The 25,562-nt window shown below is 71.9% G+C and carries 32 protein-coding genes and 1 riboswitch; of the genes, 15 read left to right on the forward strand and 17 right to left on the reverse strand.

Annotated elements, in window-relative coordinates:
* Positions 1 to 115 precede the first annotated feature (115 nt).
* From GT045_RS18830 to GT045_RS40490, 6 genes are all read right to left on the reverse strand, one after another.
* Entirely contained in the window at positions 116 to 1,237 is a 1,122-nt protein-coding gene (locus GT045_RS18830) for a phosphatidylinositol-specific phospholipase C domain-containing protein (RefSeq protein ID WP_161287699.1), read from the reverse strand.
* Between the two features lie 422 nt (positions 1,238 to 1,659).
* On the reverse strand, positions 1,660 to 2,085 hold the full coding sequence (locus GT045_RS18835) for a multidrug efflux SMR transporter (protein WP_161334872.1): 426 nt from the start codon (positions 2,083 to 2,085) through the stop codon (positions 1,660 to 1,662).
* Between the two features lie 46 nt (positions 2,086 to 2,131).
* Positions 2,132 to 2,452, reverse strand: a complete 321-nt coding sequence (locus GT045_RS18840) for an SMR family transporter (protein WP_161296635.1) — start codon at positions 2,450 to 2,452, stop codon at positions 2,132 to 2,134.
* A 448-nt stretch (positions 2,453 to 2,900) separates the two neighbouring features.
* The gene (locus GT045_RS18845) at positions 2,901 to 3,557 is read right to left on the reverse strand and encodes a DsbA family oxidoreductase (protein ID WP_161296632.1); all 657 of its coding nucleotides are present in this window, start codon (positions 3,555 to 3,557) and stop codon (positions 2,901 to 2,903) included.
* Positions 3,554 to 4,042, reverse strand: coding sequence for a nucleoside deaminase (locus tag GT045_RS18850; RefSeq protein WP_161296630.1), 489 nt, complete (start codon positions 4,040 to 4,042; stop codon positions 3,554 to 3,556). The genes GT045_RS18845 and GT045_RS18850 overlap by 4 nt, the downstream gene beginning before the upstream one ends.
* Before the next feature lie 2 nt (positions 4,043 to 4,044).
* Positions 4,045 to 4,173: a hypothetical protein gene (locus GT045_RS40490; protein WP_272926870.1), complete on the reverse strand. Its 129-nt coding sequence runs from the start codon at positions 4,171 to 4,173 to the stop codon at positions 4,045 to 4,047.
* Between the two features lie 133 nt (positions 4,174 to 4,306).
* Here GT045_RS40490 and GT045_RS18855 point away from each other — a divergent pair, with 133 nt between their 5' ends.
* The 8 genes from GT045_RS18855 to GT045_RS18890 all read left to right on the forward strand — a co-directional run bounded on the left by GT045_RS18855 (position 4,307) and on the right by GT045_RS18890 (position 10,424).
* A complete protein-coding gene (locus tag GT045_RS18855) occupies positions 4,307 to 4,753 on the forward strand; it encodes a MarR family transcriptional regulator (protein ID WP_161296628.1) in 447 nt (148 codons plus the stop codon).
* Between the two features lie 442 nt (positions 4,754 to 5,195).
* Positions 5,196 to 6,674, forward strand: coding sequence for an AMP-binding protein (locus GT045_RS18860; RefSeq protein ID WP_161334873.1), 1,479 nt, complete (start codon positions 5,196 to 5,198; stop codon positions 6,672 to 6,674).
* The gene (locus GT045_RS18865; protein ID WP_161334874.1) at positions 6,671 to 6,928 is read left to right on the forward strand and encodes an acyl carrier protein; all 258 of its coding nucleotides are present in this window, start codon (positions 6,671 to 6,673) and stop codon (positions 6,926 to 6,928) included. The genes GT045_RS18860 and GT045_RS18865 overlap by 4 nt, the downstream gene beginning before the upstream one ends.
* Before the next feature lie 95 nt (positions 6,929 to 7,023).
* Complete coding sequence (locus GT045_RS18870) at positions 7,024 to 7,398, forward strand: ectoine synthase (RefSeq protein ID WP_161296621.1); 375 nt, start codon at positions 7,024 to 7,026, stop codon at positions 7,396 to 7,398.
* A 79-nt stretch (positions 7,399 to 7,477) separates the two neighbouring features.
* A complete protein-coding gene (locus GT045_RS18875; protein WP_161334875.1) occupies positions 7,478 to 8,632 on the forward strand; it encodes an acyl-CoA dehydrogenase family protein in 1,155 nt (384 codons plus the stop codon).
* A 25-nt stretch (positions 8,633 to 8,657) separates the two neighbouring features.
* Complete coding sequence (locus tag GT045_RS18880; protein WP_161296617.1) at positions 8,658 to 9,344, forward strand: transglutaminase-like domain-containing protein; 687 nt, start codon at positions 8,658 to 8,660, stop codon at positions 9,342 to 9,344.
* Between the two features lie 28 nt (positions 9,345 to 9,372).
* The gene (locus tag GT045_RS18885) at positions 9,373 to 10,182 is read left to right on the forward strand and encodes a maleate cis-trans isomerase (protein ID WP_161296615.1); all 810 of its coding nucleotides are present in this window, start codon (positions 9,373 to 9,375) and stop codon (positions 10,180 to 10,182) included.
* Positions 10,179 to 10,424: a DUF6253 family protein gene (locus GT045_RS18890; RefSeq protein ID WP_161296613.1), complete on the forward strand. Its 246-nt coding sequence runs from the start codon at positions 10,179 to 10,181 to the stop codon at positions 10,422 to 10,424. Before GT045_RS18885 ends, GT045_RS18890 begins: the two co-directional genes overlap by 4 nt.
* A 108-nt stretch (positions 10,425 to 10,532) precedes the next feature.
* Here GT045_RS18890 and GT045_RS18895 read toward each other — a convergent pair whose 3' ends face one another.
* A complete protein-coding gene (locus tag GT045_RS18895) occupies positions 10,533 to 10,757 on the reverse strand; it encodes a hypothetical protein (protein WP_161334876.1) in 225 nt (74 codons plus the stop codon).
* The gene (locus tag GT045_RS18900; RefSeq protein WP_161296609.1) at positions 10,754 to 11,368 is read right to left on the reverse strand and encodes a ParA family protein; all 615 of its coding nucleotides are present in this window, start codon (positions 11,366 to 11,368) and stop codon (positions 10,754 to 10,756) included. Before GT045_RS18900 ends, GT045_RS18895 begins: the two co-directional genes overlap by 4 nt.
* A gap of 439 nt (positions 11,369 to 11,807) precedes the next feature.
* Between GT045_RS18900 and GT045_RS18905 the strand changes: the two genes are divergently transcribed.
* Together GT045_RS18905 and GT045_RS18910 are read left to right on the forward strand one after the other, a co-directional pair.
* The gene (locus tag GT045_RS18905; RefSeq protein WP_161334877.1) at positions 11,808 to 12,053 is read left to right on the forward strand and encodes a DUF5133 domain-containing protein; all 246 of its coding nucleotides are present in this window, start codon (positions 11,808 to 11,810) and stop codon (positions 12,051 to 12,053) included.
* A gap of 50 nt (positions 12,054 to 12,103) precedes the next feature.
* Positions 12,104 to 12,394, forward strand: a complete 291-nt coding sequence (locus GT045_RS18910) for a hypothetical protein (RefSeq protein WP_161296605.1) — start codon at positions 12,104 to 12,106, stop codon at positions 12,392 to 12,394.
* A 196-nt stretch (positions 12,395 to 12,590) separates the two neighbouring features.
* Here the strand turns inward: GT045_RS18910 and GT045_RS18915 are convergent, their stop codons facing one another.
* The 5 genes from GT045_RS18915 to GT045_RS18935 form a co-directional block, all read right to left on the reverse strand.
* Positions 12,591 to 13,289, reverse strand: a complete 699-nt coding sequence (locus GT045_RS18915) for a haloacid dehalogenase type II (protein ID WP_161334878.1) — start codon at positions 13,287 to 13,289, stop codon at positions 12,591 to 12,593.
* A gap of 328 nt (positions 13,290 to 13,617) precedes the next feature.
* The gene (locus GT045_RS18920) at positions 13,618 to 14,055 is read right to left on the reverse strand and encodes an ATP-binding protein (protein ID WP_161296600.1); all 438 of its coding nucleotides are present in this window, start codon (positions 14,053 to 14,055) and stop codon (positions 13,618 to 13,620) included.
* Between the two features lie 133 nt (positions 14,056 to 14,188).
* The gene (locus GT045_RS18925; RefSeq protein ID WP_161334879.1) at positions 14,189 to 14,521 is read right to left on the reverse strand and encodes an antibiotic biosynthesis monooxygenase; all 333 of its coding nucleotides are present in this window, start codon (positions 14,519 to 14,521) and stop codon (positions 14,189 to 14,191) included.
* Positions 14,522 to 14,700: 179 nt separating this feature from the next.
* A complete protein-coding gene (locus GT045_RS18930) occupies positions 14,701 to 16,101 on the reverse strand; it encodes a cytosine permease (protein ID WP_161334880.1) in 1,401 nt (466 codons plus the stop codon).
* Positions 16,091 to 16,186, reverse strand: a riboswitch (TPP riboswitch). (Overlaps the previous gene by 11 nt.)
* Positions 16,187 to 16,375: 189 nt before the next feature.
* On the reverse strand, positions 16,376 to 16,843 hold the full coding sequence (locus GT045_RS18935; protein ID WP_161291723.1) for a helix-turn-helix domain-containing protein: 468 nt from the start codon (positions 16,841 to 16,843) through the stop codon (positions 16,376 to 16,378).
* A 117-nt stretch (positions 16,844 to 16,960) separates the two neighbouring features.
* On the opposite strand from GT045_RS18935, the gene GT045_RS18940 reads away from it, so the two are divergent.
* Together GT045_RS18940 and map are read left to right on the forward strand one after the other, a co-directional pair.
* The gene (locus tag GT045_RS18940) at positions 16,961 to 17,455 is read left to right on the forward strand and encodes a PaaI family thioesterase (RefSeq protein ID WP_161291721.1); all 495 of its coding nucleotides are present in this window, start codon (positions 16,961 to 16,963) and stop codon (positions 17,453 to 17,455) included.
* 151 nt (positions 17,456 to 17,606) lie between these two features.
* Complete coding sequence (gene map, locus GT045_RS18945) at positions 17,607 to 18,374, forward strand: type I methionyl aminopeptidase (RefSeq protein WP_161334881.1); 768 nt, start codon at positions 17,607 to 17,609, stop codon at positions 18,372 to 18,374.
* Positions 18,375 to 18,531: 157 nt separating this feature from the next.
* On the opposite strand, the gene GT045_RS18950 is transcribed toward map, so the two are convergent.
* Both GT045_RS18950 and GT045_RS18955 read right to left on the reverse strand, forming a co-directional pair.
* On the reverse strand, positions 18,532 to 19,167 hold the full coding sequence (locus tag GT045_RS18950; protein WP_161334882.1) for a response regulator transcription factor: 636 nt from the start codon (positions 19,165 to 19,167) through the stop codon (positions 18,532 to 18,534).
* Positions 19,164 to 20,384 (reverse strand): sensor histidine kinase, encoded by a 1,221-nt coding sequence (locus tag GT045_RS18955; RefSeq protein ID WP_161334883.1) that lies wholly within the window; start codon positions 20,382 to 20,384, stop codon positions 19,164 to 19,166. The genes GT045_RS18950 and GT045_RS18955 overlap by 4 nt, the downstream gene beginning before the upstream one ends.
* Before the next feature lie 170 nt (positions 20,385 to 20,554).
* On the opposite strand from GT045_RS18955, the gene GT045_RS18960 reads away from it, so the two are divergent.
* Both GT045_RS18960 and GT045_RS18965 read left to right on the forward strand, forming a co-directional pair.
* Positions 20,555 to 21,640: an ABC transporter permease gene (locus GT045_RS18960; protein ID WP_161334884.1), complete on the forward strand. Its 1,086-nt coding sequence runs from the start codon at positions 20,555 to 20,557 to the stop codon at positions 21,638 to 21,640.
* The gene (locus GT045_RS18965; protein ID WP_161334885.1) at positions 21,637 to 22,326 is read left to right on the forward strand and encodes an ABC transporter ATP-binding protein; all 690 of its coding nucleotides are present in this window, start codon (positions 21,637 to 21,639) and stop codon (positions 22,324 to 22,326) included. The genes GT045_RS18960 and GT045_RS18965 overlap by 4 nt, the downstream gene beginning before the upstream one ends.
* Positions 22,327 to 22,647: 321 nt before the next feature.
* Here GT045_RS18965 and GT045_RS18970 read toward each other — a convergent pair whose 3' ends face one another.
* A complete protein-coding gene (locus GT045_RS18970) occupies positions 22,648 to 23,397 on the reverse strand; it encodes an HAD family phosphatase (RefSeq protein ID WP_161334886.1) in 750 nt (249 codons plus the stop codon).
* Between the two features lie 236 nt (positions 23,398 to 23,633).
* Positions 23,634 to 24,644, reverse strand: a complete 1,011-nt coding sequence (locus GT045_RS18975; protein ID WP_161334887.1) for a ScbA/BarX family gamma-butyrolactone biosynthesis protein — start codon at positions 24,642 to 24,644, stop codon at positions 23,634 to 23,636.
* Between the two features lie 121 nt (positions 24,645 to 24,765).
* Between GT045_RS18975 and GT045_RS18980 the strand changes: the two genes are divergently transcribed.
* Positions 24,766 to 25,446: a ScbR family autoregulator-binding transcription factor gene (locus GT045_RS18980; RefSeq protein ID WP_345942692.1), complete on the forward strand. Its 681-nt coding sequence runs from the start codon at positions 24,766 to 24,768 to the stop codon at positions 25,444 to 25,446.
* Positions 25,447 to 25,562 lie beyond the last annotated feature (116 nt).

The raw sequence follows: 25,562 nt of genomic DNA on the forward strand, positions 1-25,562 counted from the left end.
GGGCCGGGACGGCCGGCCCGCCCGGCGCCTGACCCGTACCCGCCTCCGCCGCACGGACAGGGCGGGGTGGTCGGCGCGGTCGCGCCCCGGCAGCCGCTGTTCCGTCCGGCGATGCCTACCCCGCGTTGTGCGCGATGACGGCGTCGATGAGCCGGCCGCCCGGCCAGTCCATGCTGATGACGCCGGTGTGCCCCGCCGTCGTCCGCAGGTGGTCGAGCAGTCGCTGGTTCATGCCCTGTCCGCCGCCGTAGCCGTTCGCCACCTGCGTGTAGGTCGCGCCGAAGGGCGGGCAGCTGGCGGAGAGCCCGGTGCTCGCGAGGGTGTTGGTCGGGTCGTCGGCGATCTGCCGCAGACTCGCCGTGACCAGCGACCACCTGGTGTCCAGGTTGCACTCGGTCCACGGGATGAAGGGCGTGGAAAGCCACTGGGAGAGACCGAAGCCCCCGTACACCTGTCCTCTGGGCCCGCTGAAGCCGGTGAGTACGACGTGGCCGCGGACCTGGCCCAGGGTGGGCGTGTCGGCCGTGCTGGTGCCGGTCACCGTGGGCGCGTAGAAGAGGCCCGGGTAGCGGGCCAGGTAGCTGTCGAAGATGCGGACGCGGTCCGGGCCGGTGGTGTCGGCCGGGTCGTCGACGCACTTGCCGATCTGCGGGCCGCCGCTGCCGCCCTCGGTGGTGTCGCCGTCGCACTCGCCGTGCAGGCTCATGAGCACGGTCTCGCCGGGGTGGGCGGCGAGGAAGGCCCGGGCCTTGGTGAGGACGTCGTCGAAGTTGGCGTACTGGTAGACGTTCGTGTGGTGGATGGCGAACGCGGTGTTGCCGTTGACGACGCGGACGCGGATGTCGACGGCACGGATGCCCGCGTCCAGTTGGGCGGTCAGGGTGTCCGCGCTGTCGCCGTGGTTCTCCTGGGTCTGGTAGTACCAGGGCACGAGGCCGCCGTGGACGGCCATGGTGTCGTGGGTGCCGGGGATCGACATCCGTCCCAGACCCGTCGAGTCGGGGAGCCGGCCCATCCAGTCCGGGTTGCCCGTGCTCGTGAGGCTGTTGAAGGCGGGCGTCGACGGCCCCGGCCACCAGGGCAGATCGAAGGCCGAGGCCGGCGCGGCCGCGGTGGACAAGTTGACGGTCAGGGCGAGGGCGGCGAGCACGGAGAGGGTGCCCGCGGCGCGCCGGAACGGCCGGAGAGCGCGGCGGGTGGGCCGGTCGGGCCGGTTACGGCCTGGCAGGAATCGCATGTCTGGGGATCTCCCGTGACGTGTCAGGTACATGCCAATAATGGATCCTGTGCAACGCGGTGGTCAGCATTCCCCACGCCCCGACCGTAGGCAAGACACCCGTAGTCGGCCGCTCGGCCCGTCCCGCCGTACCGGCCGAACCCGTCGACCGGCAGATTCAGCCTGACACGCTGCACGGCGCTCAGGACCGTGTCCCGGATTCCCGGACCTCAGGGCGTGCCCCGGGTTTCCGGCCCCAAGGCCGCACCCCGGATTCCCGGACCTCAGGGTGTGCCCCGGGTTTCCGGCCCTCAGAGGCGCGCCCCGGGTACCGGCCCCAGGGACGTGCCCCCGCCGTACCCAGGGCTCCCGCGCCCCCGGAGGCGTGCCCGGGGCGACCCTCGCCGTGAACGGCGTTCAGGCCGGCCCGGGCCGAACGCCCTTCAGCGTTCCGCACCCTGTGTTTCCTGTGGCCGCGGAGCGATCACCTGAGCGGTACCGTCGGCGGTCTCCGGGGCGCTCTGCGGCCTGTCGGCGAGTTTGAGCCACACCACTCCGACGATGATCAGTCCCAGCCACAGCGCCTGCCCGAGGCTGAGCGACTCGTCGAAGAAGACGGGGCCCAGCAGCGCCGCACCGGCTGCCCCGATCCCCGCCCAGACGGCGTATCCGATGCTGACATCGATGGTCTTGAGCGCGACGCTCAGCGCCCAGAGCGTCAGGAGGAAGAACACGACGGCGACGAGCGACCAGGTCAGGCGGGTGAAGCCGTGGCTTCCGCCGACGGACAGCGCGTAGCCGATCTCGAATCCTCCGGCGAGCAGGAGCGTGAGCCAGGAGTTGGCTGAGGGATGGCCGGTGTTGGACATGAACGTGGATCCTTTCGGGAGGAGGGGACGGGTAACGGCGGATTCCTCAGGCGGCACCGCTGAGCTGGAGGCCGACGACTCCGACGATGATGGCGACGATGCCGATCGCCTTGCGCCAGTTCAGACGCTGGCCGAAGAGCAGGGCGCCGAGCAGGGTGATGCCGATACCGGCGACGGACGTCCAGATGGCGTAGCCGACGCCGACGTCGAAGGTCAGCAGGGCCTTGCTCAGGAAGAAGGTCCCGATGGCGCCGCTGAGCAGGGTCGCGATGGTCCACGGGCGGTTCTTGAAGCCTTCGGCCTTGCCGGCCGCGATGGCGACGGCGATCTCGAAGACGTCCGCGATGGCGAGGTAGACCCACTGCATGAGTGGTCCTTTCGTTTGTTCGATGGAGGCCGGCGTTGCGGGGGGCACGCCGCGGAGTGCGCCGTTCCGCTCGCGGGGCGGAGCGGGGGTGCGCAAGGGTGTCGCGCGGAACCAGGACGTCTGGCGCAGCCAGGGCGTCCGGTGGGGACCAGGACAGCCGGCGGGGTCAGGGCGTCAGGCGGAACCGGGCGTCAGACGGAAGGGGGATCGGCCGGGTTCGGGACCGGCCGGTGCGGTCGCGGTCGTCCGACCCGGCCGCGAGCCGGTGGCGCGGTCGTGAGCGCCGGTGACTGCTGTGTCGAAAAGGCGAGTTGCCTCGCCGGAACTGCGTGTGGCGGCGAACCATGTGCGCCTGCGACGCGAGACCGTGTTCGGGCGGCCGTCGGCGAGCAAGGCGGTCGCCGGTCTGACAGCAGGAGCGGTCTTCTCGTGCATGGTCAGGGTCTGTTCAGCACCCGTCGATTCCGCAGGCGGCACCCCGGGCGACCGCCTGCTCGGCCTGGGCGTCGAGCACGGCCTTGCGGATCCGGGACGCGGTGGGGACGCCCTCTATACGGTGGCGTTCCTCGATGATGATCGTGGGGACGACGGAGACGCGGTAGGCCTCGGCGTTCCGCAGCGCCGCCCGGTGGGTCTCGGTGTATGTTCCCGCTGTCAGCGCCTCCGCGAACCCCGCCTTGTCCAGGCCCAGTTCGGCCGCGATGTCGGTGAGGACGTCCAGCCGGCCGATGTCCTGGTTCTCCTGGAAGAAGGCCCGCAGCATCCGCGGGGTGTACTCGGCACCCTTGCCGTGCTCGGCCGCGTACTGGTAGCCCTCGAACGCCAGCCGGGTGTAGGGCTGCGGTGACACGGTGGGCAGGGTGATGTCCACGCCCATCCGGCGGGCCATCGGATAGACCGAGCTGGCCCAGATGGCAGGCAGGTACTCGTCCTCCGGCCGCAGTGTCGGGGTCGGGTGGGGCCGCAGTTCGAACGGCATCCACTCGATCTCGACGTCGAGGTCGTGCGTGGCCTCGTGCAGCGGGCCCTCGGCGAGCATGCAGAACGGGCAGACGTAGTCCGACCAGACTTTGACGCTGACTTTGCCGGTCGCCGACTCGGTCATATCCGCCTCCTGTTGATGGCCAGGTAGTCTTCGAACGGCTTCGTCCCTTCCGGGATCTGCAGCGAGGAGACCTTGACCGGCCACGACGCCGGATCCTGGGCGAAGATCGAGTACGACCCGGAGTAGTCGAAGCCGTACCGCGCGGCCGTCTTGCGGTCGGCCACGTGCACGATGTGGCCGACGTTGAAGTACAGCGATGCCATGTAGCACAGGGCGCAGGGCTCACCGGAGGCGATCAGTGTGGCTCCGGCGGTCGCGTGCAGTCCGTACGCGGCGGCGGCTTCGCGCAGCGCCACCACCTCGGCGTGTGCGGTGGGGTCGTTGTCCTCGCGTACCCGGTTGAAGCCGGTGCCGAGGACGCGGCCGTCGTTGACCACCACACCGGAGAAGGGGATGCCGCCCCTGGCGACGTGTTCACTGCTGAGCCGTACCGCCTCACGGGCGTACTCGGTCAGCTCGCTCTCTGACAGCTCGTAGCTGGACATCTTCACTCCCCGGTTCGGGCCGTGCTCGGGCAGGGCGGGGCGGCCCCGCCGGTGATCGAGGCGGAAGGCAGCACGGGGGACCACAGGCGGGCCGGTAAGCCCTCGGCGGCGGTGGTGCTGAGTGCGGTCACGGATTCCCGATCCTTGCTTGTACGTGCATGTTATTTGTCTCCATGGGATCCGGCGGACGAGTCCTGCCGGCGGATAAAGCTTGCATGAACATGTATCTTGTTGTCAACGCGCCGCCTGAGAGGAAGCTGCCTCATGACCACGATCTCCTATGTGCCGGCCGCCTCGTCCGACCAGGCCATGTGGGGGAGAGTCCTCAGCCTGCACGCGCACGTGGAGCGCCAGCTCACCCAGGCCCTCCAGCGCAAGCACGGAATAGGACTCTCCGAATTCCGCGCCCTGGAGTGTCTGGTGCAGGCCGAGGACGGCGAGCTGCGGATGCAGGAACTCGCCGACAAGGTCGGGCTCGGGCAGAGCTCGGTGACCCGGCTGGTCGGCCGGCTCTTCTCCGCCGGGTACGCCTTCCGTGACCTGTGCCCGGACGACAAACGCGGTGTCTACGCCGTCATCACCGACGATGGCAAGAAGCGCTACGCCGACGCGCGCGGCACCTACTCCGAGGTCCTCAGTGCGGCGCTGAACACCGCCGGCGCCAGCCCGGAGCTGGCCGGTACGGTCCAGGCGCTGCGCAGCGCCCTCTGAGCCGCACCGCCACCGCCCTCCGGTCGCCCGGAGAAAGCGATTGCCGAAAGCCGTCCCGCCGGGGCGGCTTTCGGCGTTCCCGCACCCGGCCGGGCGTGTCCGGGTGAACAGGCGGCTCCCCGCCGGCCCCTCTTCCTTAAGGCGTGCGACACCTTGGTGAAAGGCGTTGCGTCCACCTGAAACACATCGTTCATCAAGCAAACTCGACGCCCGTCGACCACCCCCTCCGCAGTGATGTGCATCACTGAGGGCGCGGCCACATACATGCTTGACTCTGCATGCACCACCGGTACGGTAGGTCGCGACTTGATCACGGGGGGTGAAGCGCGGAGTCGGCCGGTCGGCCGACCCCGGGCTTCACGAGTCGGCGGGTGCCACCTGGGCGCCAGTACCCCCTTGGGCATGTCTGTTGACATGGACAGGTGAAAAGAATGGGGGGACTGTGCCTTTACCACGCCTTCTCGACGCATTGGCAGCGCACGCCCGGCTCCGGCCGGATCAGGTAGCCCTGATCCGAGGCGAGCGGCAGGTGACGTACCGCGAACTCGTCGTCCTGGCCGAGGACTTCTCCGGCGCCCTGGGCGCTCTCGGGCTCGACCGGCGGCAGCCGCTGTGCGTGCCCGCCCACAAGACGCCCGAGACGATCGCCCTGCTCGTCGGCGCCTTCCGAGCCGGTTACGCGGTCCTGGCGCCGTCTCCCGAACTGGGCTCCACCGCCCGTGCGACGCTCGCCGCGCAGGCCCGGTGCTCCCGGGTGCTGACCGTCGACGGCCAAGGGGTGCTCGACACCGCTCCGGTCGAACCGGACGAACAGGCCGCCGCGGACTTCGACACCGTGGCCCCGGCCACGGCGTCGCTGCTGCTCACCACATCCGGCTCCACCGGTACGCCCAAGATCGTGCCCATTCCCGCTGTGGCCTTCGAGCGCTTCGCCGACTGGGCGGCCGACCGGTTCCACCTCAACCAGCAGGACACCCTGCTCAGCTACGCCCCCCTCAACTTCGACCTCTCCCTGCTCGACGTGTGGACCGCGCTGCGGCTGGGTGCCCGGTCCGTCCTCGTCGAGCAGGAGTTCAGCGCCGACGCACGCCACCTGCAGGACCTCGTCGGCCGGCACTCGGTCACCTTCGTCCAGGGCGTGCCCATGCTGCACCGGCTGCTCACCCAGGACGGTGCCGTCCACCCCGGGGTCCGCACGGTGATCTTCACCGGGGACGCGATGCCGCAGGCGCTGCTGCGACAGCTCGGCACGGCCTTCCCCGGCGCCGGCTGCCACAACGTCTTCGGGTGCACCGAGACCAACGACAGCTTCATCCACGACGCCGAGCCCGCGGAGGCCGGCGAACAGACCCCCATCGGCCGGCCGCTGCCCGGCGTGCGGGCCCTGGTGGTCGACGGTGACGGACGGGTCCTCGACAGTCCCGGCACCGGTGAACTTCTCGTGACCACGCCGTTCCAGACCTTCGGATACCTGCAACGCTCCCGCAACGAAGGGGTGTTCGTACCCGCCCCCGACGGCGGTGACGAGGTCTTCTACCGCACCGGCGACCTCGTCACGCGGGACGCCGACGGCCTGCACTGGCTGCGCGGACGCACCGACTTCCAGGTCAAGGTCCGCGGGGTGCGGACCAACGTGCAGGAGGTCGAGAACATCCTGGCCGCCCACCCGGAGGTCGCCGAGGCCGCCGTCGTGGCCATCCCCGACCCCGAGGCCGGCTACCGGCTGCACGCCCAGGTGACCCGACGGCCCGGCACCTCGCTCACCTCGCTGCGGCTGCGCTCGCACAGCGCCGCGCGCCTGCCCCGCCACGCCATCCCCTCTTCCGTGCACGTGGGCGACGCCCCGCTGCCGCGCACGTCCACCGGAAAGCCCGACCGCAACCTCATCAAGGCAGCACGACAGAAGGGAAACCCCGCATGAGCCCCCTGGCGGACGAGATTCGCGGCTACATCGTGACCCAGTTCCTCGACGGAGAGGACACGGCCGACCTCACGGCCGAGTTCGACCTCATCGACAACGGCGTCGTCGACAGCCTGGGTGTGGTCCGGATCGTCTCCCACCTCTCCCGGGCCTACTCGATCCCGATCGACGACATCCCCCTGACCCCGGACAACTTCCGCAGCATCGGCGCCATTTCCGCGTTCGTCGAGGACGCGAGCAAGACCACCGTCTGAACCGGCGTCCGACTCCCGGCCGCAGGCCGGAAACAGCCTCCGGAGCGCTTCCACGAGAAGGCCCGGATGAACCCATCACACACCAGGAGAATGCCATGATCGTCCGCAGCACCAGCGACCTCGCCCCCATCGAGTGGGGCAACGGAACCAGCCACCGCCTGCTCACCGAGGCCGACGGCATGGGCTTCACCGTGTGCGAGACCCTGGTCCGCAAGGGCACCACGAGCGCCCTGCAGTACCGCCGTCACCTCGAGGCCTGCTACTGCACGGGCGGTTCCGGCGAGGTCGTCACCGCGTCCGGTGAACGCTACAAGATCGCCGAGGGCACCATCTACGCCCTCGACAAGAACGACGCCCACTACCTCATAGCCTCCGACTACGAAGACCTGAGATTGGTCTCCGTGTTCAGTCCAGCGCTGCGCGGTGACGAGAAGCACACGCTGTCTGCCGACGGCTTCTCCCAGTACTGAGTTCCGCGATCCGGGGCCCCCGCCCACAGCGGCGCGGGCCCCGGCCCCGACCTGCGACGTACCGGAAGGCAGCACACGTATGACACCCGCACCGTCCGCCCCGCGGACCGCCGGCACCGAATCGGACCCGTACGCCCTGGCCGCCCCCTGGGCGGAGGAACTCAACCAGGACGTCGAGGAGTGGGACGCCCGCGAGGAGTTCCCCTGGGAGAAGTGGAAGACGATCCAGCGCTCGGGTCTGCTCGCCGTACCGTTCGAGACACAGTACGGCGGCCGTGGCGGCACCCTGACCGACACGATGCGCGCCCTGGAAGGACTCGGACACACCTGCCGAGACGCCGGCCTCGGCTTCTCCGCCTCCACGCAGATCGTCAGCATCGGCGTCCCGCTGCAGGCGTTCGGCTCCGACGAGCTGAAGACCCGGTTCCTGCCCGGGATCGTCACGGGCGAACGGATCACCGCACACGCCATCACCGAACCGGGCAACGGCTCCGACGCCCTGAACATCGCCACCACCGCGACCCGGGACGGTGACGACTACGTCATCGACGGCGGCAAGATGTTCATCACCAACGCCCCGATCGCCGATCTCTTCCTGCTGTACGTCCGCACCGGCAAGCCCGGACCGTTCGGCCTGAGCGTCTTCCTGGTGGAGCGGGACACCCCCGGTCTGCGGGTCGGCGAGCCGCTCGGCAAGATGGGGCTGCGCACCTCCCCGCTGAGCGAGGTGACCTTCGAAGGCTTGCGGGTGCCCGCCGCCCGGCGCATCGGCCAGGAGGGCGCCGGCTTCCTCGTCCTCGACCACGTGATGAAGCGGGAGATCCTCTTCTCCTTCTCCCTCACGCTCGGCGAGATGGAGCACCGCCTGGAACGCGTGCTCAAGTACGCGAAGTCCAGGCGCCAGTTCGGCGAACCGATCGGCTCCTTCCAGGGCGTCGGACACAAGATCGCGGACATGAAGATCGCGGTGGAGACCGCCCGGAAGTGGCTCACCGACACCGGCGCCAAGGTGGAGGCCGGCAAGGACGCCGCGATCGACGTCGCCGCGACCAAGACCGTGGTCAGCGAGGCCAACAAGCGCACCGCGCTGGACGCCGTCCAGATCTTCGGTGGCCAGGGCTATCTCACCGCCACCGGCATCGAGCGGGACGTCCGCAACGCCGTCGGCGGGACCATCTACTCCGGCACCAGCGAGATCCAGCGCAACCGCATCGCCTCCCTTCTCGGTCTGTGAGCCGGGAGCTGACGAAAGGGTCACCATGAACGCACTCACGCCCGACGACCTGCGACGGCTCACCGCGCCCACCGACTTCCTCGACTACGAGAGCGACCCCGTCCAGGGCTTCGTCGACGAGGTGGTCACCGACCGCGGCGCCGACAAACGCCGGCTGGCCGTCGAGCTGTACTACGCCGTCCGGGACGACGTCTTCTACGAGGTGTACGGAGCCGACCTGTCCCGGCAGGGGCTGCGGGCCAGCAGCATCGCGTCCAGCCGCCAGGGCTTCTGCCTGCACAAGTCGGTGCTCTACGCGGCGGCCTGCCGGGCCGTCGGCATTCCCGCCCGCATCCAGTACGGCGATGTGCGCAACCACCTCGCCTCCGACCGGCTGCGCACCCACATCGGCGGAGACGTCTTCTTCCACGGGCTGAACTCCGTGCACCTGGACGGCAAATGGGTCAAGGCCACCCCGGTCTTCAACAAGATCCTGTGCCGGCTGTACGGCATGAAGCCGCTGGAGTTCGACGGCACCGCCGACAGCATGCACCACGCCTTCGACGAACAGGGTCACCGGAGCATGGAGTTCCTGGTGGACCACGGCGGCTTCGACGACGTCCCCTACGAGTTCGTGATGACGAACATGCGCCGCAAGCACCCCGGCTTCCTGAACGACACCGGCACCGGCACGGTCCGCGGCGGCTCGCTGGCCGCCGAGGCGACCGGCTGACCCCGCCCGACGACGAGGAGACACCGAGATGAGCACCATCCGAGCGGAGAAGGACGGCTGGGAGGCGCGGGCGCGCATCGGCGTGGTCGTCCCGCACGCGGACGTCGGCCCGGAGTCGGAGTTCCAGGCGATCGCACCCGACGACGTGTTCGTACACGGCTCGCGCGTCCACTTCGGCGCGATGCGGGCCGGCGGCGAGATGGACCCGAAGATCCCCCACGACCCGGTGCGGGCCTTCGTGGAGCCGCCGCACATCGACGACGCGGTCGAACTGCTGGCCGCCTCCCCGCTCGACGCGATCGCGCTCGGCTTCACCAGCTCCGCCTACGTCCTCGGAGCCGGCGGTGAGAAGGAACTGTTCGACCGGCTCTCCCGGTACACCCGGGGCCTGCCGCTCACCGGCACCACCACGGCGGCCGTGGCCGGCTTCACCGCGCTCGGCGCCCGGCGGATCGCTCTGGTCAACCCGCCGTGGTTCGACGACCGGCTTTCCGGACTCGGCGCCGACTATTTCACCGAGCAGGGCTTCGAGGTCGTCCACCACGCCCCGTGCGGGCTGCCCAGCAACCAGAAGCTGATCACTCCCGGGGCGCTGTCCGAGTGGATCCGCTCCACGGTGGCCGGGCACCGGCCCGACGCCGTCCTGGTGGCCGGCAACGGCATCCGCGCGGTGGGTGTCGTCAACGCCCTGGAACAGGAACTGGACTTCACCGTCCTGACCGCCAACCAGGTCCTGTTCTGGCACGCCCTCCACCTGGCCGGAGCGGCCGAAGCGGCCCGCGGGATCAGCGGATACGGCCGCCTGTTCGGCACCGAACCGCCGGGCGGCGCGGTATGAGCCTGCTGGCGGCCGACGGGCACGTGGCCCTGTTCGTCACCGACGAGGGGGACGCCCGCCGCCTCCCGCTGGTGTGCTGGCGCGACGACGGCGTCACCGTCCACGGCATGGTCCTGTACCGGGGTGCGCTGCACCGGGCCGAATACGTCCCCGGCTTCCGCCGGTACGCCCACCCCCTGGAGGACGACGTCCGCGTCCGCCGCGAGGACGGCTCCGCCCACTCCGGCAAGGCCGCCGTCTGAGCCGGCCCCCCGGCCGGCGTGAGCCGGTGCCCCCGGTGTCCACGACACCGGGGGCACTCTGCGTCGACGGCCGCCTCCGGGAAGGGTGTCAGCGGCGGGTCGCCGCGCTCACCCGCCCTGCCCGGCCGGCCGCATGACGGCTGCACCCGCCCGCAACAGGACGGCCACGGGCCGGCCGACCCATCGGGTGATCTCGCGTGGGAGACCGGGATCCACTTCGATGACCACCCTGAGGTACCGGGTGTCCAGCGGCGTGACCCTGGTCGTGGAGGGGGCGGCGGTGTCGGTGCGGCGCTGCAGCGCCGCCCGGTACACGTCCTTGCGCTGGTTCACACCGTGTCCTGACGCTTGATGAGTTCCTCCGCGAGATCCATGTACGCCGTGCCCTTCACCTCGACGGGGCCGCCGAACGACTGGGCGTACAGGTCGAGCCGCGGAATGTGTGTGGACAGCACGTCGAAACCGCGCTCGGCGAGGGCCTCGCGGGCATCGGCGTCGGGACCGGTACGCGTGGCGTCGGGGCGGTTCGTGCGGTTCAGCAGCACGGCGGCGCGGGCCGGCTCGGCGCGCAGGGACTGCACGTCGCCCATCTCGCGGTCGATGGGCGCCATGCGGTCGAGTTCGATCGGAGCCGGGGTGACGGGCACGATCCATTCCGTGGCGTACCGCATGATGCTCCGGGTGATGTGGGCGTGGTCCTCCATCTGCGGGGCGTCGAAGACCACGGCCTGCCGGTCGCCCAGGAAGTCGCTCACGCGCAGGTGCACGTCGCCCGTCGGAAGGGCGCAGACGGGGAAGGGGAACCCGCCCGCGAGTTCGCTCCACCGCAGCGCGGAGGACGCGGGATCGCTGTCCACGAGCAACGGTGAGAAGCCCGAAGCGTGCAGGGCGTGGGCCAACCAGACGGCGCTGGTCGTCTTTCCCACTCCGGGTTTGAGGTTCACGAATGCATAGCTCAGCGGCACAGGAGCCGACGCTAACGGACGCGGCCGGACGACCGCCGTCGGCGCGGAGCCGCTGCGTCGGGTTCACTCCGCGGAGCCGGCGTTTCACCCCCGTGGACCAGCCCCCGTGGACCAGCCGCCGTGGACCAGGCCCCGTGGACCAGCCGCCGTGGACGAGCCGCCGTGGACCAGGAGTGAGGGCCGAGCGTTGCGCCGGCGGGGGAGTGGCGGGGCAGGGGGAGGCAGCGGGCGCGCGTGGCGTCGTGTGAGCGGTGCGGCCGACCTGGCGGTGGTCCGTCTGCATACGACGGCCGCATGGGGGCAGACGACTCGCCGGAGCAGATATCTGCTTCGTCCCCTCTGTGGCCACCTGACCGGTGGGCGCTCGTGGTGTCGCGGGCCCGGGAGAACGGGCCGCCTTTCGAGAGAGGTTGTCGCTGTGTTGCTGCCTGCGGAGAAGAACCTTCGTGCGGTGCTGGCCCGCTTCGCCGAAGCCCGTTTCCGTCATGACCTGCGGGCCACTCCGGGGACGGGCCGTGAACTGGAGGACGCCTCCTACACGTTGTGCGTCATGACCGGCACCCGCACGGTGGACGAGGCCCTCGCCGCGGCCGACGTCCTGCTGGAACGCCTGTGCGCGGACCGTCGTGGCGCCACCAAGTCGGCCCAGACCCTGGCCGCCTGACCTGATCGGACGCCAGGGGTCTCACCCCGGGGCGAGAGGAGATACGGCACATGGCCACCGACGCGAGCTCCCGCAGGATCACGGGGAAGGTCCAGGGCAGGGACATCGTCCTGAACGGGCCTCTGTCGAAGGACGAGATCCGCAACAAGGTGTGGTGGTGGCAGATCCCCCACCCCGAGACCGCCCAGGAGCACAAGGACCGGCACCACGAGTACGACAGCTCGCAGAAGAACGTGATCTCCACCCTGGGCGGGTACTACGAGGTCTCCGACAGCTCCCGGACTCCCGAGGCAGATGAACTGGTCGATCTGGTATACGCGGAGCTGAACCCGGACGACTGACACGGCGTGCTCGGCGGACCGCCCCGCGCCCCGCGTACTCTCCCGCCCTGCCGGCGAGGGCAGGGCGCCTCACCAGGTCATCTCATGCGGACGTAGGGCGGCCACGGCGCCGCCTCCGGCCGGCGTACGGGTAGCGGCCGGACCGGCCCGGGCCGGGAGCGCGCGGCGGTGCCCGGCCGTTCGACGGCCGCCGGGGTCACCGCCCGTGGTCCGGGCACAGCTGTCCGGCCAGGTCGGCCAGACCCTCGGCGTGCAGGTCGAAACGGTCCGCCGGGGCGGGCGGGTCGCCGACCGGCCGGGCGACATAGGCGGTGCGCAGGCCGAGGGCCTGTGCACCGCGCAGGTCCCAGGCGTGGGCGGCCACCATCAGCAGTCGCTCCGGCGGGCGTGCGGCCACGGTGACGGCCAGCCGGTAGACAGCCGGATCCGGCTTGTACGTGCGGGCGTCCTCGGCGGACAGGGCCTGATGCCAGCGCAGTCCCGCGTGTGCGTCGAGTTCCAGCAGCGCCGTCCGGCTCGCGTTGGAGAGTCCGAGCACCGGGAACCTCTCGGCGAGTCGGGCGAGCCCTGCCAGGGAGTCGGGCCACGGAGGGAGCCTGCGAGCCGACCGGGCCAGCGCCGCCACGGCGGTCGGATCGTCGGCTCCGACGGCGTCGGCGACCAGCCGAGCGGCTTCCAGGTCGAGGGCGTCGCTGGTCGCATAGGGCCTGGCGCCGTCGAGGACACGGCGCTGCTCGCGGCCGACGTGCTGCTGCCACAGCGACACGAGCCGCTCGATCCCGGGTTCGTCCAGCGACAGGTCGAGTTCACGGATGCCGTCGCCGATGCCCGTGGGTTCGTCTACGAGCGTGCCCAGCACGTCGAACACGATGGCGTCGATCTCCAGCTGTGACATGGGAGAGCCTCCTGGGCAGGCGGGGCAGGTGCGGCACTGTCGGGCGAACGCAACGGGAAGCGGTCAGGATTCCCGCGCCGGCGTGCCTGATGAGGCCGGGCGGTCGACCGAAGCCCCGGACGACCGGCAAGGGGGTCTCCTCCGTGCCCGGTGCCCGGTGCCCGGTGCCCGCTGCGGGCGGCGGCGGTCGGTGCCGCCGCCCGCCCTCGACCGCGCCGGCTCCGTCGCGGCGAAGGCGGACCGCGTCAGCACATGGGTCTCGATGCCCGGCACCGCGCGGCGGCAGCTCGGGCCCGGTCACCCGGTCCGGCCGCGGCCCGCGCCCGCTTCATCCACAGCCGTCGGTGCCGTGCTCCGCGGGAGCCGGAGGCTGGAAGCAGGCGGTGACGTCCTTGCCGCGTGGGCAGCGGTAGACCCCCCAGTCGTCGGCGAGAGCGGCGACCAGCAGCAGCCCACGCCCGCCCAGCGCTCCCTCACCCGGCTGCCGTCGCTCGGGCAGCAGAGGCGAGGCGTCGTGCACCGTCACGTGCAGACACGTCTCGTCCCAGGTGAGGATCAACTGCGCCGTGCTGCGGGCGTGCACATGGGCGTTGGTGACCAGCTCGGACACGGCCAGCAGCACCGAGTCCACCAGGTCGGGTGCCGTCTCCAGCCAGCCGAGGCTGGCCAGGTGCGCCCGCGTCCAGTCCCTGGCCGCCTTCACCCCGCTGCTCACCGGCAGCGAGCGTGCCCACCCCACTGCTCTCAGCGATGAGTCCTTGACCACGGTCTTCCCTTCCCGTCGGGTGCGTCTACCGTGTGCCCGGAAACAGCAGGGACAAGGTTTTTGCGGGCCGGGTATCTCCGTGCGAACGGCTACCCATGAGCCTGACGCCGCCCGGCGAGGGGCCTTTGTCCGTTCAGTCGAGGCCGAACGCGTAGGCCCGCTCCACCCGTGCCACCTCGACGCTGTAGGAGGAGTACCAGCGTTCACGCCCCAGGTGCTGGGCCCGGAGGTGTTCGGGGTGCGCCTTCCAGGCCACTATCGCGGCCTCGTCCGCGTAGTAGATGACGGTGAGGTCCCGGCCGTCCTCGTCCGTGAGCGACTCGCGGCCGAGGTAGCCGGGCTGCGCCTCGCCGAGTTCGGCCATGCGCTCGCTCATCTCCGCGTAGCCTTCGAGGTCCGCCGCCGGCCGGGTGGTGATGATGACCGCGTAGTACGGCGGTTCAGGGCGGGGGAACGAGGTGGTCATGCGAGTGGCCCTCCGTCGGTAAGGAGCATGATGCGGTAAGGCTACTGACATGATCGTCCGGTGGCTACCGGCTTGGTGCGGCGCAGGCACCCGAACGCCGGTCAGGGAAACCCGAGTTCCCGCCCCGCGACGCGCTCTCACCCGCGCGGCAGGCACTCGACCCCGGCGCCGGGGCGCGGTCAGGCCCGGCGCCGTACGCGCAGCGGAGCGTAGACGAGCAGCGCCGCGAGGAACGCCACGGGGTAGGCGAGGTCGGCGCCGTGCAGTGCCCGGGCGACCGGTCCCACGTACAGGCTGGTGCTCATGAACGGCACCGCCACCGCGAAGCCGGCGGCGAACGCGGTGAGGGCCGGCCACCACGGCTGCGGCTCCGCCGCCTCCTGCGCGAGGTCGACGGGGCGGCCGCCGCGCGCGCGGGCGCGGGCCGTCCAGTCCACGATCACGATCGCGACGAACGCGGGGATCCAGTAGCCGACGAACAGCAGCACGTTCTGGAAGCGGGCGGTGGTGTCGGCGGCGTGCATCCACAGCACCAGCGGGAACCCGAGCACCGCGGCGAGCGCGGCGGCGACCGGCCGCGGCAGCCGTACACCCACGGTCTGCAGCGCCAGCGAACCGCTGTAGTCGTTCATCGCGTTGCTGCACAGCGCCGCGAGCGCGACCGCGAGGAGCCCGAACGCACCGAGCGGGCCGCCGCCGAGCAGCCGGTCCACACCGCGGGCGGTCTGGTCGGTGAACTGCGCCGCGCCCCACAGCCCGAGCGCCTGCACCGCCACGAAGGACACGCCGACACCGAGCAGGGTGTACCAGAACATGCGGGGACGGGACGCCGACCGCGGCAGGTAGCGGCTGAAGTCGCTGGCGTAGGGGGCCCAGGAGAGGGCGAGACTCAGGGCGATCGTGCAGGTCAGCACGAACGCGCCCGCCTGGTCGGCGCCGTGCGCGGCCGGGGCCGTCGCGGGGTGGGTGCCGTGCGCGAGCTTCACCGCCAACGCGGCGAACGCCGCGGCGAGCGCGAAGGTCATCACCGTCTGCAGGCGGTGGATCGCCTCGTACCCGAGCACCCCCAGCGCCCCCTGGGCCGCGAGCATCACCAGGACACCCGCCCAGAAGGGCCAGCCGCACAGCTGTGCCAGCGCGTCGCCGCCGAACAGGCCGATCAGCGCGTCCCAGGCGATGGACGACAGCCACTGCAGGGCTCCCGGCAGGGCGACGGCCCGGCCGAACGCCAGCCGGGCGAGCGGCAGTTGGCCCGCCCCGGTCTGACTGCCCCACGTCCCCAGGTAGGCGGTGGGCACCGCCCCGAGCAGGGTGCCGAGCACCACGGCGAGCAGCGCCGTGGCGAAGTCCAGCCCCAGGGCCGCGCCGACGGTTCCGGTGAACACGCCGGTCATGGTCAGGTTGGGGGCGAACCACACGGTGAACAGCCGCCGGGGGCTGCCGTAGCGGGCGTCCTCGGGGACCGGTGTGATGCCGCGCGCCTCCACCCGCAGATCCCCGGGAGCGGTCGGCATCCGCCCGTCGAAGACGCGCTGTGCCTCGGCCACGGCCGTCTCTTCATGGGCATACGGCAACGACATGTGACATCCCTCCGCCAGTCCTAACTGGTTCAGGTTCGACGGGTGTGATCTCAGCCCCCGTGCGGGGGCACCCCGTGTCCAGGTACGGCGGCCAGAATAGCCCGGACCCGCGGCCGGCACCGACCGGGGGAGGGGAGCGCACGGCGGACCGCCCGAGCGGGTGCGGAGGACCGCGCGAACAGGGACGGAGGACCGCGCGAGCGGGTGCGGAGGACCGTGCGAGCGGGGACGAGGCGCGGCCGCGGCGGTGGGTCGACGGTCGCGACGGTCGGTTTCAGGCCAGCGGGCGGGCCCCGGGCCCCGGCTCCGCGGTGACGTCGGCGAGGGTGAGCGCGGCGCGGTCCCGGGCGCACTCGACCACGACCCGGACCGGCGCCCCGCAGTCACTGTGCCGGATGTCGAGCGTCGGCCCGTCGGGACCGGGGGCATGGGTGTCGCCCCACTGCCGCAGCGCCACGAGGACCGGCCACAGGTCCCGGCCCTTGCCGGTGAGGCGGTACTCCTGCCGGGTCCGGCTGCCCTCCTCCCGGTAGGGGACGGTGCGCAGGATCCCGGCCGCGACCAGTTTGCGGAGCCGGTCGGCGAGCACCGCCTCCGACATCCCCACATGGCGGCGGAAGTCGTCGAAGCGGCGCACGCCGTTGAAGGCGTCCCGCACGATCAGCAACGTCCACTTCTCGCCGACCACGTCGAGTGTGCGCTGGACCGTGCAGTTCTCGGTGCTCATCTCCAGCCACTTCATGCCGCCATCGTAGAGAAGCCTGCTGACTTTGTCATTGACAGTCAGCCTCGGCCGAGGCTAGCTTCGTCAATCGAAGTCAGATGTCGGTCAGGTGTTCGGACATGGAGGCGGAGTCGAATGGGACGGTCGCGCACGTACGACTGGGAGGACCCCGCCATCTCGGCGGCCGTCGTCGGCAAAGGCTCCGGGCTGGAGTTCCTCCAGGAGATCGCCGCGGGCCGGCTGCCCGCGCCGCCCGCCAGTGCCACTCTGGGCTTCACCTTCGAGGAGGTCGCCCACGGGCGGGCGGTGTTCCGCCTGGTGCCCGGGGAGGAGCACTACAACCCCATCGGCAGTGTGCACGGCGGGATCTACGCGACCCTGCTCGACTCGGCCGCCGGCTGCGCGGTGCAGTCGACCCTGCCGGCCGGCATGGGCTACACGTCGCTGGACCTCACCGTGAAGTTCCTGCGTCCGATCACGGCGGACACGGGTCCGGTCCTCGCCGTCGGCGGTGTGCTCAGCAGCGGTCGCCGCACGGCGCTGGCCGAGGCCGACCTGTACGACGAGAGGGACCGCCTCCTCGCCCATGCCACCAGCACCTGCATGCTCTTCCCGGTCGCCACGGCCTGACGGGGAGCGGCCCGTCCGCCGCCCGCGGCGGGTCCGGGCGTCCCGGCGCACACGGCCCGTCCCCCCTCCCGGGCCGGCGGAGAAACACCTCGAGACCGTGATACTAATACCGGTATAAGTATTGGGTCGATGGGTGCAGGGAGCAGGACGCATGGTGGAGATCAAAACCGACGCCGCACTGGAGGCGATGCGGGAGGCCGGCCGTGTGGTGGCCCGTGCCCTGGCCGAGGTCCGAGAGGCGGCCGGCGTGGGGGTGTCCCTGCGCGAACTCGACGAGGTGGCCCGGTCGGTTCTGGCCGAGGCCGGGGCCGACTCCCCCTTCCTCGGGTACCGTCCGTCCTTCGCGCCGGTCGCCTTCCCGGCCGTGATCTGTACGTCCGTAAACGATGCCGTGTCGCACGGCATCCCCACCGGCTACCGGCTGCGCGACGGTGACCTGGTGAGCGTCGACTGCGGCGCCGTGCTCGACGGCTGGGCGGGCGACGCGGCCATCACGTTCTCCGTCGGGACACCACGCCCCGGCGACCTCGATCTGATCGACGCCACCCGGCAGGCCCTCGACGCCGGGATCGCCGCGGCCCGGGTGGGCGGTCGCATCGGCGACATCTCCCACGCCGTCGACACCGTCGCCCGCAAGGCCGGCTGCGGCATGCCGGCCGACTTCGGCGGGCACGGCATCGGCCGCCGCATGCACGAAGATCCCCATGTGCCCAACCGGGGCCGCCCCGGCCGTGGCTACCCCCTCCGTCACGGCCTGGTGCTCGCCATCGAACCCATGCTCATGGCCGGCGGGCGGAACACCTACCGGACCGACATCGACGGCTGGACGCTGCGTACCACCGACGGCAGCAGGGCCGCCCACTTCGAACACACCGTCGCCATCACCGACCAGGGCCCTCGCGTCCTGACCCTGCCCTGACGCCGCCGGTCCGGACCGGCCGGTCCCCGCGCCGCGCGACTGTGATGGAGCGCCCGGGGGCTCGGGCACGCCGGGCCTCGGCCTCGTCGTGATCCGCCGGGTCGCGGGACAGGCACGCCACGCTCAGCGAAGCCGCCGCAGCGCACCTGCGCACCGGTCAGCGGCGGATGAGACCGAGGCTGGTGGCGGCGGCGACGGCGGCGGTGCGGGAGTCGACGTCGAGCTTCACGAAGACACGGGCCAGGTGGGACTTGACCGTGCCTTCGGTGAGGTGGAGCCGGTCACCGATGGCCTGGTTGGACAGACCGTCTGCGACCAGGGAGAGGACTTCGGTCTCGCGTCGGGTCAGGGCGGTGCCGGGCGTGCGGAGCCGGTTCATCAGCCGGTCGGCGACGCTGGGCGCGAGGGCCGTACGTCCCGCGGCGGCCGTGCGCACGGCGGCGGCGAGGTCCTCGGGCGGGGCGTCCTTGAGGAGGTAGCCGGTGGCACCGGCCTCGATGGCGGGCAGGATGTCGGCGTCGGAGTCGTAGGTGGTCACGATCAGCACGCGCGGGCCGCCTGGCCGGGCGGTGATCCGGGCGGTGGCCTGGGCGCCGCTCATGCCGGCGCCGAATCGCAGGTCCATGAGGACGACGTCGACGTCGCCGTGCACGGCGCGGGCGACGGCGTCCTCGGCGGTGGCGGCTTCCGCGACGACGACCAGACCGGGCTCGGTCTCCAGTACGGCGCGCAGCCCTGCGCGCACGACGGGGTGGTCGTCGGCCAGGAGGAGTCGGATGGGGGCGTCGGTCACGTGCGGGCCTCGGGCTCGGTCTCGGCGGGCGGAACGAGGGGGAGTCGGGCGGCCAGGGCGGTGCCCGAGCCGTGGCCGGACCTGACGGTCAGGCTTCCGCCGAGGGCGTTCGCGCGGGCCCGCATGACCGCCAGACCGAAGCCGCCGCTGCCGGCGTCCGGTACGGGCAGGTGGTCGGGGTCGAAACCGCACCCGTTGTCGACGACGTCGAGGGCGACGTGGGAGCCGAGGTAGCTGAGGGTGACCTCCGCCTCGGTGGCCCGGGCGTGCCGGACGGTGTTGGCCAGGGCGGACTGGGCGATGCGCAGCAGGGCGACCTCGTGCGCGGTCGGCAGCGCCGCGGGGGCGCCGGTGAGCCGGAAGCCGGCGGTGAGCCGGTGGCGGGAGCCGGTGGTGGCGCACAGCCGTTCCAGGGCGCCGGCCAGGCTGGTGTCCTCCAGGGCGGGCGGCGCGAGGGCGGCGACGAAGCGGCGGGCCTCGGCGAGGTTGTCCACGGCGGCCTCACGGGCCGCGACCACGTGCCGGGCGGCGGTGCCGGGCCGGGCGGGCAGGGCGCGTTCGGCGGCGCGCAGCAGCAACTGGATGCTGGTCAGGCCCTGGGCGAGGGTGTCGTGGATCTCGCGGGCCAGTCGTTCGCGTTCGGCCAGTGCTCCCGCGGTGTGCTGGGCCCGGGCCAAGTCCGCCCGGGTGGCCGTGAGTTCCTCGATCAGCCGCCTGCGCTGTTCGCTCTCCCGGTGCAGGGCCTGGTAGCCCCGTACCACCGCGACCGCGACGGCCGCGCCGAGCGCCGGCCCGATGACCATGGCAGGGCTGAAGGAGTGCTGGTGGGCGGCGAAGCCGGCGACGGCCGCGGCCGTGGTGGCGATCACGGCGGCGAGACCGGCCCGGCTGGGCAGCAGGTGCAGCTGGAGGAAGTACAGCGGGAAGGCGACCCACACGGCGTCCGGTGACGAAGCCAGCAGCGCCAGCCACACGGCACCCACGGCGGTCAGCCACCAGGCGGCGGTGGCCCGGGAGCGGCGGACGCGCAGGAGGGGTGGCCCGGCGGCGTACACCAGCGCGCATCCCGCGGCTGCGGCTGCGGTCGCTCCGCTGTGGGGCCGGCCGTCGGCCAGGGCGCGCCCCGCGGCCAGGACGAGCAGGCCGAGGATCAGCAGGTGCAGGCACCAGGTGAGTACGCGGGTGGTCGGGGTCGGGGCGGAGGCGGAGGCGTTCACAGTGCCTCCCAGGTTACGGAGGCGGAGGCCGGCGGTCCTCTGTCGAAAGTGACAATCGGGCTGCGGCCTTTCGGCCGGGAAAGTGCCTTCCTCGGCCGGAGGCGCGAACGGGGGTCCGGCGGCGACGGTGGGGACCCACCGATTCCACCGCCGGAGAGGACCGTCAGGACGTGTTCGTCGCCTGGAGAGATCTGAGGTTCGCCAAGGGCCGCTTCGCCCTGATGGGGGCCGTCATCGTCCTGATCACCCTGCTGGTGGGGCTGCTGTCCGGGCTGATCGCCGGGCTCGGCCGGCAGAACGTCTCCGCGATCACGGCACTGCCCGCCGACCGGGTCGCCTTCGAGGATCCGGGCGCCGGCCGGAAACTGTCGTACGCCGATTCCACCGTCACCAGGGGGCAGTGGCAGCGGTGGTCCAGGGCGCCTGGTGTCGAGAGCGCCGAACCCCTGGGGATCACCCTCACCAAGGCGACCGCCGGGAACAGGTCCGCCGCGGTCGCCGCCTTCGGTGTCCGCCCCGGTTCCCCCCTCGCCCCGGACGGCGGCGGCCTCGACGGCGACTCGGTGGTGCTGTCCGCCGCGGCCGCCCACGACCTCGCGGTCGAGGCCGGCGACCGGCTCACCCTGGCCGGGCAGCGGCTGAAGGTGGCCGCCGTGCAGGGCGACGCCCACTTCAGCCACGCCCCGGTCGTCTGGACCGGTCTGTACACCTGGCAGAAGACCGCGCCACCCACCGGCGGCGACGAGCCGACGGCCACCGTCATCGCCCTGACCACCGCATCCGGCGCCGACACGGCGGCCACGGACCGGCGGACCGGCACCCGGACCGTGCCGCTGCACGACTCCCTGTCCGCGATCGGCTCCTACACCGCCGAGAACGGTTCCCTGCAGCTGATGCGCGGCTTCCTGTTCGCCATCTCCGCCCTGGTCATCGGCGCGTTCTTCACCGTGTGGACCATCCAGCGCAGCGGGGACGTCGCGGTCCTGAAGGCACTGGGCGCCTCCACCGCGGGTCTCCTCCTGGACGCGCTCGGCCAGGCCCTCTTCCTGCTCACCGGCGGCACCCTCGTCGGTACCGGCGTCGCCGCCGCCCTGGGGGCGCTCGTGTCCGGCTCGGCCGTGCCCTTCGCGCTCTCGCCCGGCACCGTCCTTCTCCCGGCTGCCGTGATGATCCTCCTCGGCGTCCTGGGAGCGGCCCTGTCCGTCCGCCGCATCACCTCCGTCGACCCGCTGACCGCTCTGGGGAGCGTCCGATGAGCCTGCACCTGACCGCGGTCACCCTCACCTACCCCGACGGTGACACCCGCCTGACCGCCCTCGACGAGGTCAGCCTGGCGGTCCCGCCGGGCAGCCTGACCGCCGTGGTCGGCCCCTCCGGATCGGGCAAGTCCAGCCTCCTGGCCGTCGCCGCCACCCTCGTCACACCCGACGCCGGCACGGTCACGATCGACGGGACCGTCACCTCGGGCATGACCCGCGGGGAACTGGCAGCACTGCGCCGCGAAAAGATCGGTATCGTCTTCCAGCAGCCCAACCTCATCCCTTCGCTCTCGGCGGCCGAACAGCTCCAGGTCATGGCTCGCATCGACGGCCGCCGGCCCCGCACCGCCCGCGCCCGCGCCCGCGCCAGGGAACTGCTCGCGGCGGTCGGCCTGGCCGACCAGGCGGACCGCCGGCCCCACCAGCTCTCCGGTGGTCAGCGCCAGCGGGTCAACATCGCCCGCGCCCTGATGAACGACCCCACCGTCCTCCTGGTCGACGAGCCCACCAGCGCTCTCGATCACGAGCGGGGCGCCGCCGTCATCGACCTGATCGCCCGCCTCACCCACCAGCAGGCCACCGCCACGGTCCTCGTCACACACGACCGCAGCCATCTCAGCGCCGCCGACCGGGTCACCGAGGTGAACGACGGAAGTCTCACCCACCCGACATCGCCCCGCTGAACGGGGGAGCGGCAGGAAGGACGGCCCGCACCTCCCGTCCGTCTGAACGGGGGAGCGGCAGGAAGGACGGACCACACGTCCCGTCCGTCTGAACGGGGGAGCGGCAGGAAGGACGGCTCACACCTCCCGTCCGTCACCCGAGCGGGGCATCGGCGGTCCGCGGATGGGGCGTCCGGAGGCCGGCGGACAGTCGGGCGACCAAGGGCCGCCGGTCTTCCCGCCGGTGGCACCGAGTCCGTGCCGGCCGGGTCGCCCCGCCGCCCGCAGAGGGACCCGGATGCGGCCGGAGGCCGGTCGATCGCCCCGGTCAGGACGCCACGGTCAGGGCGTCGCGGTCCGGGCGCCGTCCCGGTCGGCGCAGGCGCCGGAGCGGGCTTTGGGGGGAGCGGCGCGTCGTGACGTCTCCTCGGCGGCCCAGCCGGTGACCCTCGGGTCGCGCAGCGACGCCACCCACAGGTCGGGCAGGGCGGCCGTTTCCTCGCCCGGCCACGGGCCGACGCCGAGCACGCGCATGCCCGCCCGGACCGCGGCGAGGATCCCGCAGTGGGTGTCCTCGACCGCCAGGCAGTCACCGGGGGCCGCCCCGCAGTGCCGGGCGGCCGTCAGGTAGACGTCCGGGTGCGGCTTGGGCCGGATCGTGTCGTCGGGGACCACCACGGCGTGGAAGCGGTGCAGCAGCCCCGCGGTGTCCAGGCACGACTCCACGACCTCACGGGGGCAGTTGCTGGCGACGGCCAGCGGCGCGAAGAGAGCCGCCGCCTCGACCAGTTCGGGTGCGCCGGGCATGGTCACCGGGTCGTCGCAGGCCAGGACGCGGAACTGGTGCAGCAGCCGGTCCGCCAGGGTCGGGCCCAGCTCGGGACGCCCTGCTTCGTCGGCCATGAGCCGGCCGCACTCGGTGTAGTGCAGGCCCTTGGCGCGTTCCGCGAAACCGGGGGAAGGCGTGAGCCGTGCTTCGTCGAAGACGCGTTGACGGGCTGCCACCCAGTGGCGCTCCGTGTCCATCAGGGTGCCGTCGCAGTCGAAGACGACCGCCGCCGGGGTCCAGGAAGGGATGCGATGGAACATCATCTGTGTGCTTTCGTTCGAAAGGTGAGCCGCTGACACCGCGAGCCGGTGCGACGGCCGATCACCCCGAGGTGATCTGTGCCGCCGGGCCGCCCTCGGGCGGCCGGACGGCGCGAACTCCAGGCAGGGCAGGACGTCGTACGCGCTTGTGCGCACTCGTACTCAGGCGTCCCACCAGGGAACATAACGATCGTTACGCTAGGCTCCGTCACTTGTGGGAGTCAAACGAACACGGCAAGTTACGCTCGGGAGAGTGAGTGGAAGGAGAGGACACCGAAGGCCGGGCACTGCCCGTTCTGGCCGAACCGGACGACGCAGGTGCCGTCGTGCCGCACGCAGGTCACACGTGCGGCCGGGGCGAACTCGGTGAAACGCGGTGCCGACAGCCGCGCACCGGCCAGCCGGAGCAACGCCCCGCCGCTCGCCAGCGCGGCGGCCTGCCGTCCGGCCTCCAGCAGCACGATCCCGGGGACGTGGTCGGTGGGGTGATCGAAGAAGAACGGGTGCCACGGATCGGCCGCGTCCACCACCACGTCACGGCCGTCCACGGCGCCTGCCCTGAGCGGGCCGCCCCGCCGGTGCCGCTTCTCCGGACCGCCGTCACCTCCGTGACCGCGGCTCCCGGTGAGCCCGACGAGCACGTCCCGGGAGTGGGACACGCCGAGCGAGGCCGGGTCGGGCCGCAGCAGCCCGGCCGGCGTCGGAGGCGGCCAGCCGCCGCTCGTCTCGCCCCGCACGTCCGCGTACCGGCCGGGGGAAAGGAATCGCGCCCCGCCCCCTGCTCGTGCGAACACCGTCCCGTTCGCGAGGAACTCCACGCGCAGCCGCAATCCCGTGGCGGCACCCCGGGTGTCGGTGCGCAGCCCGTCGACCACCGCCCGGCAGGTCACCCGCGTCGCCCCGTGGCAGACCCGGGGCTGGGCCCCGGGTTCGACACCGAAGAAGAGATCGGTGATGAGCAGCTTGGTGTTCACCGGTACGCGGAAGTACCTCAAAGGGATGTAGATGCCGAGCTGCCGCAGAGTCTCGACGGCCATCAGCGGATGGTGCACGGCCGGACCGTCGAGCGGGAAGGTCGGATGTGACCGAGGCCAACTCGCGGCCGCCGTGAAACGCTTCTCGTCGATGCGCAGCACGTCGGTGAGCAGGACCTCCGCGAGCGAGGCCCGGTGCACCAACTCCCGGGGGACCGTACGTGACCAGCTCAGGGTCCGCGGCTTCAGAGCGGTGCCCCGGATGCGAGCGTTCATTCCCCCAGCAGACCGCAGTTCGATTCGTTCCGCACACCGGACTCGGGTCACCGAACGCATCCGCCGCTACATTGCCTACCAGTAAGCGGGAAACCGGGAACGTCGGAAATGGGTGCGACTCGTGCAGGCTGAATCGACGCGGCGGGCTCTGCTGGAAACTGCGGCACAGTTGTTCGATGAGCGGGGTTATGCCGGAACCAGCATCAGTGATATCAGCGCCCTTTCGGGGCGGACCAGCGGCGCCATCTACTTCCACTACGCCAGCAAGGAAAAGCTGGCACTCGCCGTGGTGGAGGAGCATTTCGCCTCGTGGCCGCGCATGATCGAGGCGCACCGGCGGTCCGGCCGCTCAGCTCTGGAGAAACTCGTCGCGTTGAGTTTCACCGTGGCGCGGGCCTTCCGCGACGACGTCGTCGTACGGGCCGGCTCCCGCCTGTGGATGGAACGCAAGGCCATCGCCGCCCCGCTCCCCACGCCGTTCGTGGGCTGGATCGACGTGGTCGCCGAGCTGCTCACCGAAGCGGGGGCGGCCGGCGAACTGGCGTGCGCGGTCGACCCGGTCACCGCCGCGCACAGCGTGGTCTGCAGCTTCTTCGGCCTGCACACCGTCTCCGACGCGCTGGACGGCCGCGAACAGATCGAGCTCCGCCTCCGCGAACTGTGGTTGCTCCTGCTCGGCGCCCTCCAGGCGAGCCCGGAGCCGGCGGCCCTGCTCGAACGGGCGCTCACCGACCACCCGCCCACCCCCGCACCGGCGGAGTCCCTGCCCGCCCGGACGTGTTCCGCGCCGGTGCAGGCGTAGCGCTCCCCGCCGTCCGCTGAGGCGGCTCGACCGCGCGCAGGCGCGGTGGCCGCGTCGGCCGGCAGCGACTCGCCCTGGCCACTGCCGCAGTTCGGGGGGCCCGCCGTCGGGCCGGG

Origin of the sequence: Streptomyces sp. SID486 (assembly GCF_009865385.1) — a bacterium.
Lineage (GTDB): Bacteria > Actinomycetota > Actinomycetes > Streptomycetales > Streptomycetaceae > Streptomyces.

What these genes read in the sequence shown, in the direction of transcription:
- GT045_RS18830 (WP_161287699.1), bottom strand. Translation starts at nt 1,237, where the DNA reads ATGCGATTCCTGCCAGGCCGTAACCGGCCCGACCGGCCCACCCGCCGC.
- GT045_RS18835 (WP_161334872.1), bottom strand. Translation starts at nt 2,085, where the DNA reads ATGTCCAACACCGGCCATCCCTCAGCCAACTCCTGGCTCACGCTCCTG.
- GT045_RS18840 (WP_161296635.1), bottom strand. Translation starts at nt 2,452, where the DNA reads ATGCAGTGGGTCTACCTCGCCATCGCGGACGTCTTCGAGATCGCCGTC.
- GT045_RS18845 (WP_161296632.1), bottom strand. Translation starts at nt 3,557, where the DNA reads ATGACCGAGTCGGCGACCGGCAAAGTCAGCGTCAAAGTCTGGTCGGAC.
- GT045_RS18850 (WP_161296630.1), bottom strand. Translation starts at nt 4,042, where the DNA reads ATGTCCAGCTACGAGCTGTCAGAGAGCGAGCTGACCGAGTACGCCCGT.
- GT045_RS18855 (WP_161296628.1), top strand. Translation starts at nt 4,307, where the DNA reads ATGACCACGATCTCCTATGTGCCGGCCGCCTCGTCCGACCAGGCCATG.
- GT045_RS18865 (WP_161334874.1), top strand. Translation starts at nt 6,671, where the DNA reads ATGAGCCCCCTGGCGGACGAGATTCGCGGCTACATCGTGACCCAGTTC.
- GT045_RS18870 (WP_161296621.1), top strand. Translation starts at nt 7,024, where the DNA reads ATGATCGTCCGCAGCACCAGCGACCTCGCCCCCATCGAGTGGGGCAAC.
- GT045_RS18875 (WP_161334875.1), top strand. Translation starts at nt 7,478, where the DNA reads ATGACACCCGCACCGTCCGCCCCGCGGACCGCCGGCACCGAATCGGAC.
- GT045_RS18880 (WP_161296617.1), top strand. Translation starts at nt 8,658, where the DNA reads ATGAACGCACTCACGCCCGACGACCTGCGACGGCTCACCGCGCCCACC.
- GT045_RS18885 (WP_161296615.1), top strand. Translation starts at nt 9,373, where the DNA reads ATGAGCACCATCCGAGCGGAGAAGGACGGCTGGGAGGCGCGGGCGCGC.
- GT045_RS18890 (WP_161296613.1), top strand. Translation starts at nt 10,179, where the DNA reads ATGAGCCTGCTGGCGGCCGACGGGCACGTGGCCCTGTTCGTCACCGAC.
- GT045_RS18910 (WP_161296605.1), top strand. Translation starts at nt 12,104, where the DNA reads ATGGCCACCGACGCGAGCTCCCGCAGGATCACGGGGAAGGTCCAGGGC.
- GT045_RS18915 (WP_161334878.1), bottom strand. Translation starts at nt 13,289, where the DNA reads ATGTCACAGCTGGAGATCGACGCCATCGTGTTCGACGTGCTGGGCACG.
- GT045_RS18925 (WP_161334879.1), bottom strand. Translation starts at nt 14,521, where the DNA reads ATGACCACCTCGTTCCCCCGCCCTGAACCGCCGTACTACGCGGTCATC.
- GT045_RS18930 (WP_161334880.1), bottom strand. Translation starts at nt 16,101, where the DNA reads ATGTCGTTGCCGTATGCCCATGAAGAGACGGCCGTGGCCGAGGCACAG.
- GT045_RS18935 (WP_161291723.1), bottom strand. Translation starts at nt 16,843, where the DNA reads ATGAAGTGGCTGGAGATGAGCACCGAGAACTGCACGGTCCAGCGCACA.
- GT045_RS18940 (WP_161291721.1), top strand. Translation starts at nt 16,961, where the DNA reads ATGGGACGGTCGCGCACGTACGACTGGGAGGACCCCGCCATCTCGGCG.
- map (WP_161334881.1), top strand. Translation starts at nt 17,607, where the DNA reads ATGGTGGAGATCAAAACCGACGCCGCACTGGAGGCGATGCGGGAGGCC.
- GT045_RS18965 (WP_161334885.1), top strand. Translation starts at nt 21,637, where the DNA reads ATGAGCCTGCACCTGACCGCGGTCACCCTCACCTACCCCGACGGTGAC.
- GT045_RS18970 (WP_161334886.1), bottom strand. Translation starts at nt 23,397, where the DNA reads ATGATGTTCCATCGCATCCCTTCCTGGACCCCGGCGGCGGTCGTCTTC.
- GT045_RS18975 (WP_161334887.1), bottom strand. Translation starts at nt 24,644, where the DNA reads ATGAACGCTCGCATCCGGGGCACCGCTCTGAAGCCGCGGACCCTGAGC.